Here is a 13,821-nt window from a genome sequence, read left to right on the forward strand (position 1 = left end):
GAGATCACTCTCTACTCTTTGACCCATGGTGGCGGTGAACAGGGTCTATGCGGCCCGACTAGCGGGGCTGCTGGTGCTTGGCCCCGACGGTGAGTCGGTGGGCCGCGTCCGCGACGTGGTGATCAGCATCGGCATCGGCCGCCAACAACCGCGCGTGCTCGGCCTGGTCGTCGAATTGCTCACCCGCAGAAGGATCTTCGTTGGTTTGCTGCGGGTCACCGCGATCGAACCCAACGCCGTCACCCTGAACACCGCCAACGTCTCGCTGCGCCGCTTCGCGCAGCGGCCCGGTGAGGTCCTGGTCTTCGGTCAAGTGCTCGACACCCGCGTGCGCGTGCAGGATCCCGAGCTCGAAGAGCTCGCCGGTGTCGACCTCGTGGTGGTCGACCTCGCCCTCGAGCAGATCCGTACCAGGGACTGGGTGGTGACCAGGGTCGCCGTGCGCAGCCACCGCCGTCTCGGCCGTCGCACCGCCGTGCACATCGTCGACTGGCAGAACGTGACGGGGTTGACCCACTCGGCGATGTCGCTGCCCGGCCAGGGCGTGGCCTACCTGCTGGCGCAGTTCGCGGGCCAGCGCCCCATAGTCGTCGCCGACGCCATCCGCGAGCTTCCCGCCAAGCGTCGCTACGAGGTGGTCAACGCACTCGACGACGAACGCCTCGCCGACATCCTGCAGGAGCTTCCCGAGAGCGAGCAGGCCGATCTGATGGAGCGGCTCGAGCCCGAACGGGCCGCCGACGTGCTCGAGGCGATGGACCCCGACGACGCCGCCGACCTCCTCGGCGAGTTGGGCGCCTCGGCGGCCGAGGCCCTGCTGGCTCGGATGGATCCCGAGGACTCCGAATCGGTGCGACGGCTGCTGCAGCACTCCCCCGACACCGCAGGCGGTCTGATGACCTCCGAGCCCGTGGTGCTCGGCCCCGGCACCACCGTGGCCGAGGCACTGGCCCGGGTGCGCGATCCCGAGCTCACCCCGGCACTGTCGTCGCTGGTCTTCGTGGTGCGGCCGCCGACCTCCACCCCGACCGGTCGCTACCTCGGCTGCGTCCATCTGCAACGGCTGCTCCGGGAACCGCCGGCGTCCCTGGTCAGCGGCATCATGGACTCGGACCTGCCCAGCCTGGACCCCGAGACGACGCTGGCCGCGGTGACCCGCTACTTCGCGGCCTACAACCTGGTGTGCGGTCCGGTGGTCGACGACGAGAAGCACCTGCTGGGCGCCGTCACCGTCGACGACCTCCTCGACCATCTGCTGCCTCACGACTGGCGGGTTCGCCAGGAGGATCCCGAGCTGCCCGGTGAGGACGAGCTGACCGATTCGCCCGTGCCCGCCGCGGGGGGTCCGTCGTGAGCGACCTGTCCTCACGGCAACGGCTCGACACCCCGCGCACCCGCCGCCGGCGGTTCACCCCGAGAGTCGACATCGAGGCCGTCGGCCGGTACAGCGAGTCGATCGCCCGGTTCCTCGGCACCGGGCGCTACCTCGCCATGCAGACGGTGTTGGTGATCGTGTGGATCGCCTTCAACCTGATCGCGGTGTCGCTGCGGTTCGACCCCTATCCGTTCATCCTGCTGAACCTCGCGTTCTCCACGCAGGCCGCCTACGCGGCGCCGCTGATCCTGTTGGCGCAGAACCGGCAGGAGAACCGCGACCGGGTGGCGCTGGAGGAGGACCGGCGCCGCGCCGAGCAGACCAAGGCCGACACCGAATACCTGGCCCGTGAGTTGGCGGCGCTGCGCATCGCCGTCGGCGAGGTCGTGACGCGCGACTACCTCCGCCGCGAACTCGAAGAGGTTCGCGAATTGCTCGACGAGCTCAAGGCCGCCAAGAAGCCCAAGAAGAACGCTCCATCCAAGACCGTCCGTGAATGGGATGAATCCGTCTAGTCAATGCCGTAACACGGGCAACACCAGATCGGTATGGTGGCGTCGTTCACGACGTTTGCCATGGTGTGCCCGGGGCGACGTTTGGTCACCTGGATCGAGGACGGTCGAGTGCAGATTCGAGGCGGGTCGGCGTATGCAGCGTTGCGACGCCACGTGCGCCGCGCCAAGGCGACCCCCGCCTTGGGCGTCGTCGTCCTGGCACCGCTGATCCTTCTGATGGCCGTCGGAGCGTCGGCACCGACCCCGCGGCACGCCGTTGCCGACGCCGGCATCACCCCCCTGGCGGCAGTGGCCAGCACCGGTGACGACGCGGGCGTCGTCGTCGTCGCAGCCCCCCGGCCGCCGACCCCGTTCCGCTTCGCCATGGCCAATCTCTCGGCTCCCCCACCGCCGGTCGTGGTGAGTTCGCCTGGCAGTCTTCGCATTCCTGCCATTGCCCTGAGTGCGTACCGCAACGCCGAGCGCATGATGGCCTCGGCCTACCCCGGGTGCGGGGTGAGCTGGAACCTGTTGGCCGGGATCGGCCGCATCGAGTCGATGCACGCCAACGGCGGCGCCACCGATCCGCAGGGCAATCCTCTGCAGGGCATCTTCGGCCCCGCCCTGGACGGCACCCTCGCCGGCAACGAGGTCATCGTGCAGAGCGTCGCCGCAGGCCGGGTGACCTACGCCAGGGCGATGGGACCGATGCAGTTCCTGCCTGGCACGTGGGCGCGCTACGCCTCCGACGGCAACGGCGACGGCAAGGCCGACATCCAGAACCTCTACGACGCCTCGCTGGGAGCCGCCCGCTACCTGTGCAGCGGCAACCTCAACCTCCGTGACCGCTCCCAGGTGCTCTCGGCGATCCTGCGCTACAACAACTCGATGGCCTACGCCCAGAACGTGCTCGGTTGGGCGGCCGCCTACGCCACCGGCGTGGCACCGGTGGACCTGCCGCCCATTGGCGTTGCCCCACCGATCGGTGACGCGCACCTGGCCACCAGTCCCGAGGGCCTCGGCCCCGGCATCGGGCTGCCCGCCAACGATCCGCTCGCCGCCATGAACGTCGCCGACCTGGGCGGCCAGAATCAGCTCGGCATTCCGCCGGGCCCGGGTGCAGGTGTGCCCCCGGCACCTCAGCAGAACTGCCAGGTCTTCTGCCTGACGCCACAGGCACCCGCGGCACCGCCGCAGAATTGCCAGGTGTTCTGCCTGACGCCACAGCCGGCAGCGGCTCCGGCGCCCATGGTCGCGCCGCCCGCGCCGATGCAATTCCCGTTCGGCGGACCACCCGCGGAGGCACCGCCGCCACCACCACCTGCACTGCCACCTGCGGCACCCGCGACGCCGACGGGACCGATGCCCGGTCCGACCGGCTGAGGGCTGCGCCTACACTAGCGGGTGATGTCTCCGCACTCGTCACACGACTCCGACGCGCTGGAATCGGCCGTCCGCTCGGCCCTGTCCAAGGTCGTCGACCCCGAACTTCGCAAGCCGATCACCGAGGTCGGCATGGTCAAGGACGTCACGGTCGACCCCGCTGACGCAGCCGTCCACGTCGAGATCTACCTGACCACGTCGGCCTGCCCCAAGAAGACCGAGATCACCGACCGGGTGAAGCAGGCCGTGGTCGACGTGCCGGGCACCGGCACGGTCAAGGTGACCTTGGACGTGATGAACGACGAGCAGCGCGCGGAACTGCGCAAGCAGCTGCGCGGAGACTCCCGCGAACCGGTGATCCCGTTCGCCCAGCCCGGATCCCTGACCCGCGTGTACGCCGTTGCCTCGGGCAAGGGCGGCGTCGGCAAGTCGAGCGTGACGGTGAACCTGGCGGCGGCACTGGCCGCCCGCGGATTGTCCGTCGGTGTTCTCGACGCCGACATCTACGGCCATTCGGTGCCGCGGATGATGGGCACCGCCGAGCGGCCCACGCAGGTCGACTCCATGATCCTGCCGCCGATCGCCCACGACGTGAAGGTCATCTCCATCGCGATGTTCACCCAGGGCAACACGCCCGTGGTGTGGCGCGGACCGATGTTGCACCGGGCTCTTCAGCAGTTCCTGGCCGACGTGTACTGGGGCGATCTCGACGTCCTGCTGCTGGACCTGCCGCCCGGCACCGGTGACATCGCCATCTCGGTGTCCCAGCTGATACCCGGCGCCGAGATCCTGGTGGTCACCACGCCTCAGCTCGCGGCCGCCGAGGTCGCCGAGCGCGCGGGCGCCATCGCACTGCAAACCCGCCAGCGCATCGTCGGCGTCGTGGAGAACATGTCCGGTCTGACACTTCCCGACGGCACCGTGCTGAACGTCTTCGGCGAGGGTGGCGGCAAGCAGGTCGCCGAGAGCCTGACCCGCTCCATCGGTGCCGACGTGCCGCTGCTCGGCCAGGTCCCGCTGGACCAGGCACTGATGGAGGCCGGCGATGCGGGCGTGCCGCTGGTGCTCAGCGCTCCGGATTCGGCCGCCGCGAAGGAACTTCGGTCCATCGCCGACGCGTTGACCGCGCGCAAGCGCAGTTTGGCCGGGGTGTCGCTCGGCCTCAATCCGATCGGCCGTTAGGTCGCGTCGCTGTCGAACGGCGTGACGCCGGGCGTTCGCGGTTCGGGCGTCGGCGGCGGGGTGTGCGGCTGGGGCGCATTGTCCGACACCGGCTTGACCGGCTTGTCGAAGTTTCCGGTCAGGAACGAGTCGTCACCGTCGAGCAGGTGCTTGGTCAGCGCCGCGCGCGGCGTCATGCCCCGAAGCTTCTGCAATTCGCTCAGCGGTTGACGGAGGTCCTCGAATTCGGGGCCCAGGTCCTCTCGCAGTTGACTGGTCGCGCCGCTGAGATACTCCCGGGCTTGGCGCACCGCGCCGGTGGTCCATCGGATGGCACCCGGAAGTCGTTCCGGCCCAAGGATTACCAGACCGGCGACGACGAGCACCAGCATCTCGCCCCAGCCGATGTTGCCGAACACGGGGCTACGCGGCGGGGTTGTCGGAGCCGGGGGTGACCGTCAGCGTGACGGGGCGCCCGTCTCGGAGGACCTCGATGGGGGCGTCGACGCCGATCTTGAGCTGACGCACGGCGACGACCATCTCGTCGGCGTCGGCGACCTTGCGGGTGCCGACCTTGACGACGACGTCGTTCTCCTTGACCCCGGCCCGGTCCGCGGGCCCACCGGCCACGACGTTCTTCACCAGCGCGCCGGAGGCCACGTCGTTGCTCACCGACACGGCGTTGAGGCCGAGGGTCGGGTGCGACATCTTGCCGTCCTTGATCAGACCCTCGACGACTTCCTTGACCTCGTTGACGGGGATGGCGAAGCCGAGGCCACTCGCGCTGTCCGACAACGACTTTCCGGCCGTGTTGATGCCGATGATCTCGGAGTTCATGTTGATCAACGGGCCGCCGGAGTTGCCGTGGTTGATCGACGCATCGGTCTGCACGCCGTCGATGACGGTGTCGGTGTCGGATCCGTCGCCGGAGAGCGGGACGGGCCGGTGCAGGGCACTGATGATGCCGTGGGTGACGGTGCTGCGCAGGCCGAGCGGGGCGCCCGCCGCGATGACCTCTTCACCGACGCGCAGCTTCTCGGAGTCACCGAATCGGGCGACGACGAGGTTGTCGACGTTGTCGACCTTGAGCACGGCGAGGTCGGTCTTCTGGTCGCGGCCGACGAGGTTGGCGGGCACCTCGTGACCGTCGTTGAACACCACCGAGATCTGGTAGTCCGCGGGATTCTTCGCGGCGTCGGAGATGACGTGGTTGTTGGTCACGATGTAGCCGCGGCCGTCGACGACGACACCCGAGCCCTGCGACCCCTCGCCCTTGCTGGTCGCCTCGATCGTCACGACCGAATCGGCGACGTTGGCGGCGACCTGGGCAAACCTGCTGGTGGGCTCCTGCTCGTCGGTGGCCCCGGTCTGCAGCGTGACCTTCGAGGTGGTGAATGCGGGCACGATCTCGGCGGTCTTGTTGCCGATGACGCCGCCGAGGGCGCCGATGACCAGGGCGACGATCACGATGGCGGCGAGCGCCACCCAGGACACGCGGCCACCGAAGAACACGTCGCGGACGCCGAGCTTGCCGGTGGGTGCGGCGTCGACGGCCACCGGCGCCGGAGCCGACTGGGCAGGCACGCCGAGTGACGGGGTGGCGGCGGGGTCGCGCCACGGATCCGGCTCGACGTCGCCTTCAGCGCGGTTCTGCTCGGCCTGAAGGGCGCCCGCGTCGGCGGGATGACGCTGAAGAGTGTCCGACACCCCGTCGGGCCGGCCGAAGGCATCGGCGAGCACGGGGTCGGGTGCTTGGTCGCGCGGGGTGTAGTCACCCTGGTCGCGGTGCTGGTCGGCGCCGAGGAACGAACCGGACACACCGTCGGGCCGACCGAACGCGCGGCATTGCGCCGGATCGACCGGGGGGCGCGAGACGGGCTTCGGTTCCATCCGGGGACGGTTTCCAAACTGGTCCTGGTTGGTCACCCGTGTTCACTCTCCGTTGGAGCGTCCGCCGTCAACGACGCACGCCTCTACCTTGGACGATTTTCAGCCTACCGGCGCTTGCGACGAGACCGCGTCTCGCCAGCGAGGAACTGCGCCGTAGCGTCCTCGACCGGGGGTTGCAGCGGCGCGTGCCGGGGAATCTCCGACAGCGCCCCGAGCAGTGACGACGGAATGCTGATCGGGCACGAGTCGCGCAGCGCGGACCGGGCCTGCCCCTGCGCGTCGACCTCCGCCGCGCACTGTGGACACATCGACATGTGATGGGCGGCGCGGAGGTGGGCACTCATCCGCAGCTCACCGTCCACGAACGCCGCGACGGCCTCGGTGGACAGGTGCTCGGTGGAGCCGAACCTCCGCGGGCCGACGGGGTGGTCGCTCTGCGACGCGAACTGAGTGGGCAGCCACGAAAATGCACGACGGAACACGTGTCCCGGGTCCGCCATCGACCTGCTCCTCTCTGAACCGTCAAACCCAACACAATCGAATGTAGCGCGGCCGGCGGGATTGATCACGCACGAGACGGCATCGAGATCAGGCCGAGCGCGCAGCGCCCTCGGCGTAGGCGTCCGGGTGGCTGGCGAGGTAGTCGCGCAGCGCCTGGCGGCCGCGGTGGATGCGGCTACGGACGGTGCCCAGCTTGACGCCAAGCGTCGCACCGATCTCCTCGTAGGACAGGCCTTCGATGTCGCACAGGACCACCGCGGCGCGGAACTCCGGCGCCAGGGAGTCCAGCGCCGCCTGCAGGTCGGGGCCCAACCGCGAGTCGTGGTAGATCTGCTCGGGGTTCGGCTCGTCGGCCGGCACGCGGTCGTAGTCCTCGGGCAGCGCCTCCATGCGGATGCGGCTGCGGCGGCGGACCATGTCGAGGAAGAGGTTGGTGGTGATGCGGTGCAACCAGCCCTCGAAGGTGCCAGGCTGATAGTTCTGCACCGACCGGAAGACGCGGATGAACGTCTCCTGCGTCAAGTCCTCGGCGTCGTGCTGGCTGCCCGACAAGCGGTACGCGAGACGGTAGACCCGGTCGGCGTGCTGCCGGACTAGTTCGTCCCACGAGGGCATCGTCGTCTTGTCGCCGGTGGCGTCGAATACGGCGGTACCCGACAGTTCGTCGGCGGGCTGCACCCAGTCGCCATCGCCGGCCTGCTCGAAGTGGGCCATGAACACGGGGGACGTGCTGGTGGTGGTCGTCGGATCCTCCAGATCATTCGTGCCGATGCCGGAGACTGTTCCCGTATCGGCATCGGCGGAAACTGCCACGCGAGCATCAATATTCCCGGGGCCCGAGCTCGCGCCGTCTTCCATGCACTTACCGTTCCCGACCCCGTTAGGGTCCGCATATGAGCAAACTGAGCTTTCCCTGAGAATGTCGATCCTCCACCACGCGAACAGCGCAAACAACGGAATTTCCGGTCAATCCCGCGTTGGCGCGCGGGCGTGTCGGGACGGCGAGCATTCGGCCTTCGCTCTACGCTGCGGGCATGACCAGCAGCGATGATTCGACGGGTCAGCCCGAGGGCGGCGCACCGCGGCCAAGCCGGGCCGACGCGATCGTCGCGCACGCCGAGAATTCGATCTCCGAGGACGCGCTGACGGCTGCGGCCAGGGAACGCGCCGACGACAGCGGCGCGGGCGCCGTGACGCCGGCCGTCGGTGCCCTGCTGAGCGTGTTGGCGAAGGTCGCACAGGCCAAGGCCGTCGTCGAGGTCGGCACCGGCGTCGGCGTCAGCGGGTTGTGGCTCCTGTCGGGCATGCGTGACGACGGCGTGCTCACCACCATCGACGTCGAGCCGGAGCATCAGCGCCTCGCCAAGCAAGCCTTCCTCGAGGCGGGCATCGGGCCGTCGCGCACCCGGCTCATCAGCGGCCGCGCCGAAGAGGTGTTGACGCGCCTCGCCGACGAGTCCTACGACCTGGTGTTCATCGACGCCGATCCGGTCGACCAACCTCAGTTCGTCGCCGAGGGTGTGCGCCTGCTGCGCTCAGGCGGTGCGATCGTGATCCACCGCGCGGCGCTCGGCGGCCGGGCCGGTGACGCGAACGCCAGCGACCGCGACGTGACCGCCGTCCGGGAGGCCGCTCGGCTGATCGCCGAGGACGAGCGGCTCACGCCCGTCCTGGTGCCCCTGGGTGACGGCCTGCTGGCCGCCGCCCGCGACTGAGCACGTTCTCTTCGCAACTCCCGCCCAGCCAGCGTTCACGGTCGTCTAGACCGACCCTTGACGACCGTCGACGCTGTCTCGGCGCTACCCCTTGACACCCGACTGAACGCGCGTTTAGCGTACTAAACATGCGTTCAGCCGACGATCTGACGGCCACCGCCCGCATCCGCGATGCGGCGATCGAACAGTTCGGCGAACACGGCTTCGACGTGGGTTTGCGCGTCATCGCCAAGGCCGCTGGGGTGAGCGCCGCCCTGGTGATCCACCACTTCGGCTCCAAGGACGGACTACGCAAGGCGTGCGACGACTTCGTCGCCGAGTCCGTGCGAGCAGCCAAGAGTGAGTCCATTCAATCCTCGGACCCGGCCTCCTGGCTTGCCCAGTTGGCCGACATCGAGTCCTTCGCGCCCCTGATGGCCTATCTGGTTCGCAGCATGCAGTCCGGTGGCGAACTGGCGAAGGCGTTGTGGCGCAACATGATCGACAACACCGAGCAATATCTCGACGACGGCGTGCGGGCCGGCACGGTCAAGCCAAGCCGTGATCCCAAGGCGCGGGCCAGATTCCTCGCCCTGTCCAACGGCGGCGGCTTCCTGCTCTACCTGCAAATGCACGACGACCCCGGCGACATGCGCGCCGTGCTGCACGACTATGCCCGGGACTCGGTGCTGCCCGCCCTGGAGCTCTACACCGAAGGGCTCATGACGGATTCGACGATGTTCGACGCAATCGCCGCGTCGACGAAGGAGGAGTGATCGATGGGAACCGACAACGACGGCGTCGCCGTCGACGTCCGTGATCTGCGGAAGGACTTCGGCTCGGTACGCGCCCTCGACGGGCTGAACCTGGAGGTCGCCGAGGGTGAAGTGCACGGGTTCCTCGGCCCCAACGGCGCCGGCAAGTCGACGACCATCCGAATCTTGCTCGGTCTGGCGCGCGCCGACTCCGGTACCGTGCGCCTGCTCGGCGGAAACCCGTGGATCGAAGCGGTCGCGCTGCACCGCCAGATCGCCTACGTACCAGGCGACGTCACCCTGTGGCCCTCGCTGACCGGCGGCGAGACCATCGACCTCCTGGCCCGCATGCGCGGCGGCGTCGACGAGACGCGGCGAGCCGAACTCGTCGAGCGCTTCGACCTGGACCCGTCGAAGAAGGCGCGCACCTACTCCAAGGGCAACCGGCAGAAGGTGTCGCTGGTCTCGGCCTTCGCCTCCCACGCCCGACTGCTACTCCTCGACGAGCCCAGCAGTGGCCTGGACCCGTTGATGGAGAACGTCTTTCAGCAGTGCGTCACCGAGGCCCGGGACCGCGGCGCCACGGTCCTGCTGTCGAGCCACATCCTCGCCGAGACCGAGGCGCTGTGCCAGCGCGTCACCATCATCCGCGCCGGGCGGACCGTCGAGAGCGGCACGCTCGAGTCGATGCGCCACCTGTCCCGCACGTCCATCAAGGCTGAGATGATCGGCGATCCCGGTGACATCGGCCGCCTCGACGGCGTCGAGGACGTCACCGTCGAGGGGCACACACTGCGCGCTCAGGTGGACGGCGAGAGTCTCGGTGAGGTAATCAAGATGCTCGGCGATGCCGGCGTGCGCAGCCTGATCAGCCAGCCCCCGACGTTGGAGGATCTGTTCCTGCGCCACTACGGGAACGACGAGAGTGAGCCCTCGCAGCAGGTGACCGCATGACGATCCTGGAGCGCCCCCACCACCCCGCCCATCAGGCGCCGCCCCAAGGATCCAATTTCGCGGGAACCCTTGCGCTGCTGCGTCTCTACCTTCGTCGCGACCGCATCGTGCTGCCGGCGTGGGTGCTGCTTCTGTCGGTGCCGCTGGGCACGGTCTACGTCAAGAGCATCGCCGCGGTCTATCCGACGGCCGCCGACCGCGCGAACTTCGCCGCGACGATCATGGCCAGCCCCGCTCAGCGGGCCCTCTACGGCAACGTATACGGCGACAGCCTGGGCGCCGCCGGCATCTGGAAGGCCGGCATGTTCCACGTGCTGATCGCCGTGGCCGTCATCTTGACCGTGGTCCGGCATACCCGCGCCGAGGAGGAGTCCGGCCGCACCGAGCTCGTCGACTCGACGGCGGTCGGACGCTACGCCAGCCTCACTGCCGCACTGCTGCTAGTCGGCGGCGGCTCGATCGCCGCCGGAGTCATCGGCATCATCGGCCTGCTGCCGGTCGACGTGCCCGCCGGCGGTTCCGTGGCCTTCGGTCTCGCACTGGCCGCGACGGGACTCGTCTTCACCGCCGTCGCCGCAGTCACGGCACAGCTGTCGCCGAGTGCTCGGTTCGCCCGAGGCGCGGCATTCAGCGTGCTGGCCGCGGCATTCACGCTTCGCGCCGTCGGTGACGCGGGGTCACGAGCCGAATTCCTGTCGTGGCTCTCGCCTTTGGGTTGGTCGCTGCAGGTGCGCCCCTATGCCGGTGACCGGTTGTGGATCCTCCTCTTGCACGTGCTGACGACGGCCGTGCTGGTCGCGGTTGCCTACCGGCTGCTGGCGGGACGCGACGTGGGCGCTGGGATGATCGCCGAGCGCCCGGGTGCGCCCAGTGCCGGACGGAGCCTACGGGGGCCGAGCAGCCTGGTGTGGCGGCTCAACCGGGCCGCGACGACGCTGTGGACGGTGGGCCTGTGCCTCTACGGGCTGTTGATCGGCAGCGTCGCGAAAGGAGTGGGTGGCGAGATCGGCGGCAGTCAGACCGCCCGCGACGTCGTGGCCCGCCTCGGCGGCACCGATCAGCTCGAGCAGGCGTTCGTCGCGGTGGCGTTCGGGATGCTCGGCATGGTCGCGTCGGCGCTCGCGATCTCCCTGACCCTGCGACTCCACCACGAGGAGACGAGCCAGCGCGCCGAGATGGTGTTGGCCGGCGCCGTGAGTCGAAGTCGTTGGCTGGCAAGCCATGTGGGGTTCGCCGTCGTCGCCACCGGGATCGCCATGATGCTCTCGGCCGTAGTAGCGGGGTTGACCTACGGAGCGGCCGCAGGCGACCTGCCCGGCAAGCTGCCCACGGTGCTCGCGACCGCGGCCGTACAACTACCCGCGGTCTGGCTCTCGGTCGGCGTCACGGTCGCATTGTTCGGCCTGCTGCCCCGGTTCACGCCGGTGGCCTGGGGCGTCCTGAGTGCCTTCATCGGGCTCTACCTGCTTGGCTCGCTGTCGAATTCACCGCAGTGGTTGCTCGACCTCGAACCGTTCACCCACGTACCGCGCGTCGGTGGCGGCGACCTCGACGCCACTGCGCTCGGGTGGCTCCTGGCGATCGACGCCGCACTGATCGCGCTGGGCGCCATCGCATTCCGTCGTAGAGACCTGCGCTGAGGAGCAGGAGTGAAACTCGCCCTTGAGTTGCTCGCGTCCTTCGGGTTCAGCGTCGCCTTCTTCGGCTTGGCGCTGTTCCTGCCGGCCGGAACGCTCGACTACTGGCAGGCGTGGGTGTATCTCGTCGTGTTCGTCGCGGCAACGCTGCTGCCGAGTCTCTATCTGGCCGCGAAGTACCCCGCCGCGCTGCAGCGTCGGATGAAGGGTGGCCCGACCGCCGAGACTCGCCCCGTACAGCGGATCGTCATGGTCGCGACGGTTCTGGCGGTCTTGGCGCAGGTGGTGGTGAGCGCGCTCGACCACCGGTTCGGCTGGTCCACGGTGCCCGGTGCCGTCGTCGTCGGCGGCGATGTCCTGGTGGGCGTCGGCCTGCTGCTCGCGCAGTTCGTCATCATCCAGAACGGCTATGCCGCGGCGACGATCACCGTCGAAGCCAATCAGTCGCTCGTCTCCACGGGCCTCTACGGGGTGGTGCGTCACCCGATGTACCTCGGGGCCTTGGTCATGATGGTGGGCGCTCCGCTGGCGCTCGACTCCCTCTGGGGCCTGACCCTCCTGATCCCCGGCGCAGTCGCACTCGCCGCCCGCATCGGCGACGAAGAGAAGATGCTCGCCGAGGAGTTGCCAGGGTATGGCGAGTACGTAGGACGGGTGCGCTACCGGTTGGTGCCTGGTTTGTGGTGACGTGTGTGTCGGCGGGCCGTTGTACAATCGAACACATGTTCGACATGGCGGAGGAAGCGCACTTGGTGGACCGCATCGCCGCACTCGAACGCGCCAAGTCCGCGGCCGCGGCCGAACAAGCCGTCCTGACCGCCCGCCTCGACACCACCCGCCGGGCACGGGAAGCCGCCGCCGGAATACCCGCGGCCAGGCGGGGCAAGGGGTTGTCCGGTGAGATCGCCCTGGCCCGCCGTGACTCCCCCAACCAGGGAGGCCGCCACCTCGGATTGGCCCGCGCCCTGGTCCACGAGATGCCCCACACCCTAGCTGCGTTGCGCGCCGGGGCGTTGTCGGAGTGGCGGGCCACCCTCATCGTGCGCGAATCGGCCTGCCTCGACGTCACCGACCGCACAATCCTCGACGCCCGGATGTGTGCGGACCTTGAGAGTTTGGACGGCAAGGGTGATCAGCGGATCACCGCGGACGCCAAGGCCGTCGCCTACGAACTCGACCCGCACGCCGTCGTGGACCGGGCTGTGCGCGCCGAAGCCGAACGCTCGGTCTGGGTCCGACCTGCACCCGACGCCATGACCTACGTGACCGCACTGCTCCCCATGACCCAGGGCGTCGCGGTCTACGGCGCACTGCGCAGGGAAGCCGACACGTGCGGAGACGGCCGCACCCGCGGCCAGGTCATGGCCGACACCCTGGTCGAACGCGTCACCGGCCGCCCCGCCGCGGTGCCCGTTCCGATCGCGGTCGAGGCGGTGATCACCGACGAGACTCTCCTCGGCGGCGACCAGACCCCGGCCCGAGTGCCCGGGTACGGACCCATCCCCGCCGCCATCGCCTGCCAACTGGTCGACCGCGCCGCCACCGACGCCCGATCCAAGGCCACCCTGCTCTACCGCCACCCCAGCTCCGGAAACCTGATCGCGATGGAATCTCGGGCCCGAACCTTCCCGAAGGGGTTGACCCGGTTCACCGCCGTCCGCGACGACACCTGCCGCACCCCCTACTGCGACGCCCCCATCCGCCACACCGACCACGCCCACCCCCACGCCCGCGGTGGACCCACCACCGCAGTCAACGGCCTCGGCGACCGCGAAGCCTGCAACTACACCAAGGAAGCACCCGGCTGGGTGGTGACCACCACCCTCGAACATGGTCGCCACGCGGCAGAATTCACCACCCCCACCGGCGCCCGCCACCACTCCCAAGCCCCACCACTACCCGGCCGCACCACCCACCACCGAAGCGACGTCGAGATCGCCTTCGCCGACCACCTCGCCTGGCACGACGCCGCCTGAG

Annotated in this window: 14 protein-coding genes; 10 read left to right on the forward strand and 4 right to left on the reverse strand. The window is 69.2% G+C overall.

What is annotated here, in order from left to right; all coding sequences use genetic code 11:
• Positions 1-25 precede the first annotated feature (25 nt).
• The 4 genes from ABZ195_RS24780 to ABZ195_RS24795 all read left to right on the forward strand — a co-directional run bounded on the left by ABZ195_RS24780 (position 26) and on the right by ABZ195_RS24795 (position 4,434).
• Positions 26-1,354, forward strand: coding sequence for a CBS domain-containing protein (locus tag ABZ195_RS24780; protein WP_355222458.1), 1,329 nt, complete (start codon positions 26-28; stop codon positions 1,352-1,354).
• Positions 1,351-1,890 (forward strand): DUF1003 domain-containing protein, encoded by a 540-nt coding sequence (locus ABZ195_RS24785; protein WP_355222460.1) that lies wholly within the window; start codon positions 1,351-1,353, stop codon positions 1,888-1,890. The genes ABZ195_RS24780 and ABZ195_RS24785 overlap by 4 nt, the downstream gene beginning before the upstream one ends.
• A gap of 216 nt (positions 1,891-2,106) precedes the next feature.
• Positions 2,107-3,252: a lytic murein transglycosylase gene (locus ABZ195_RS24790; RefSeq protein WP_355222543.1), complete on the forward strand. Its 1,146-nt coding sequence runs from the start codon at positions 2,107-2,109 to the stop codon at positions 3,250-3,252.
• Positions 3,253-3,276: 24 nt separating this feature from the next.
• Positions 3,277-4,434 carry an Mrp/NBP35 family ATP-binding protein gene (locus tag ABZ195_RS24795; protein WP_355222462.1) on the forward strand — a complete coding sequence of 386 codons (1,158 nt, stop codon included), beginning with the start codon at positions 3,277-3,279 and terminating at the stop codon, positions 4,432-4,434.
• Here the strand turns inward: ABZ195_RS24795 and tatB are convergent.
• The 4 genes from tatB to sigE form a co-directional block, all read right to left on the reverse strand.
• The gene (gene tatB, locus ABZ195_RS24800; protein ID WP_355222464.1) at positions 4,431-4,832 is read right to left on the reverse strand and encodes a Sec-independent protein translocase protein TatB; all 402 of its coding nucleotides are present in this window, start codon (positions 4,830-4,832) and stop codon (positions 4,431-4,433) included. The genes ABZ195_RS24795 and tatB overlap by 4 nt on opposite strands.
• Before the next feature lie 4 nt (positions 4,833-4,836).
• Positions 4,837-6,339 carry a trypsin-like peptidase domain-containing protein gene (locus tag ABZ195_RS24805; RefSeq protein WP_355222466.1) on the reverse strand — a complete coding sequence of 501 codons (1,503 nt, stop codon included), beginning with the start codon at positions 6,337-6,339 and terminating at the stop codon, positions 4,837-4,839.
• 68 nt (positions 6,340-6,407) lie between these two features.
• Complete coding sequence (gene rseA, locus ABZ195_RS24810) at positions 6,408-6,803, reverse strand: anti-sigma E factor RseA (protein WP_355222468.1); 396 nt, start codon at positions 6,801-6,803, stop codon at positions 6,408-6,410.
• Positions 6,804-6,891: 88 nt separating this feature from the next.
• A complete protein-coding gene (gene sigE / locus ABZ195_RS24815; protein ID WP_355222470.1) occupies positions 6,892-7,662 on the reverse strand; it encodes an RNA polymerase sigma factor SigE in 771 nt (256 codons plus the stop codon).
• Positions 7,663-7,838: 176 nt separating this feature from the next.
• Here sigE and ABZ195_RS24820 point away from each other — a divergent pair, with 176 nt between their 5' ends.
• From ABZ195_RS24820 to ABZ195_RS24845, 6 genes are all read left to right on the forward strand, one after another.
• Complete coding sequence (locus ABZ195_RS24820; protein ID WP_355222472.1) at positions 7,839-8,519, forward strand: O-methyltransferase; 681 nt, start codon at positions 7,839-7,841, stop codon at positions 8,517-8,519.
• 128 nt (positions 8,520-8,647) lie between these two features.
• Positions 8,648-9,274: a TetR family transcriptional regulator gene (locus ABZ195_RS24825; protein WP_355222474.1), complete on the forward strand. Its 627-nt coding sequence runs from the start codon at positions 8,648-8,650 to the stop codon at positions 9,272-9,274.
• 3 nt (positions 9,275-9,277) lie between these two features.
• Positions 9,278-10,207 carry an ABC transporter ATP-binding protein gene (locus tag ABZ195_RS24830; RefSeq protein ID WP_355222476.1) on the forward strand — a complete coding sequence of 310 codons (930 nt, stop codon included), beginning with the start codon at positions 9,278-9,280 and terminating at the stop codon, positions 10,205-10,207.
• Positions 10,204-11,847 carry an ABC transporter permease gene (locus tag ABZ195_RS24835; protein ID WP_355222477.1) on the forward strand — a complete coding sequence of 548 codons (1,644 nt, stop codon included), beginning with the start codon at positions 10,204-10,206 and terminating at the stop codon, positions 11,845-11,847. Before ABZ195_RS24830 ends, ABZ195_RS24835 begins: the two co-directional genes overlap by 4 nt.
• 9 nt (positions 11,848-11,856) lie before the next feature.
• Positions 11,857-12,531, forward strand: coding sequence for an isoprenylcysteine carboxylmethyltransferase family protein (locus ABZ195_RS24840; RefSeq protein ID WP_355222479.1), 675 nt, complete (start codon positions 11,857-11,859; stop codon positions 12,529-12,531).
• Positions 12,532-12,566: 35 nt separating this feature from the next.
• Entirely contained in the window at positions 12,567-13,820 is a 1,254-nt protein-coding gene (locus ABZ195_RS24845) for a DUF222 domain-containing protein (RefSeq protein WP_355222481.1), read from the forward strand.
• Position 13,821 lies beyond the last annotated feature (1 nt).

This window comes from Mycobacterium sp. NPDC006124 (assembly GCF_040614235.1).
Taxonomy (GTDB): domain Bacteria; phylum Actinomycetota; class Actinomycetes; order Mycobacteriales; family Mycobacteriaceae; genus Mycobacterium.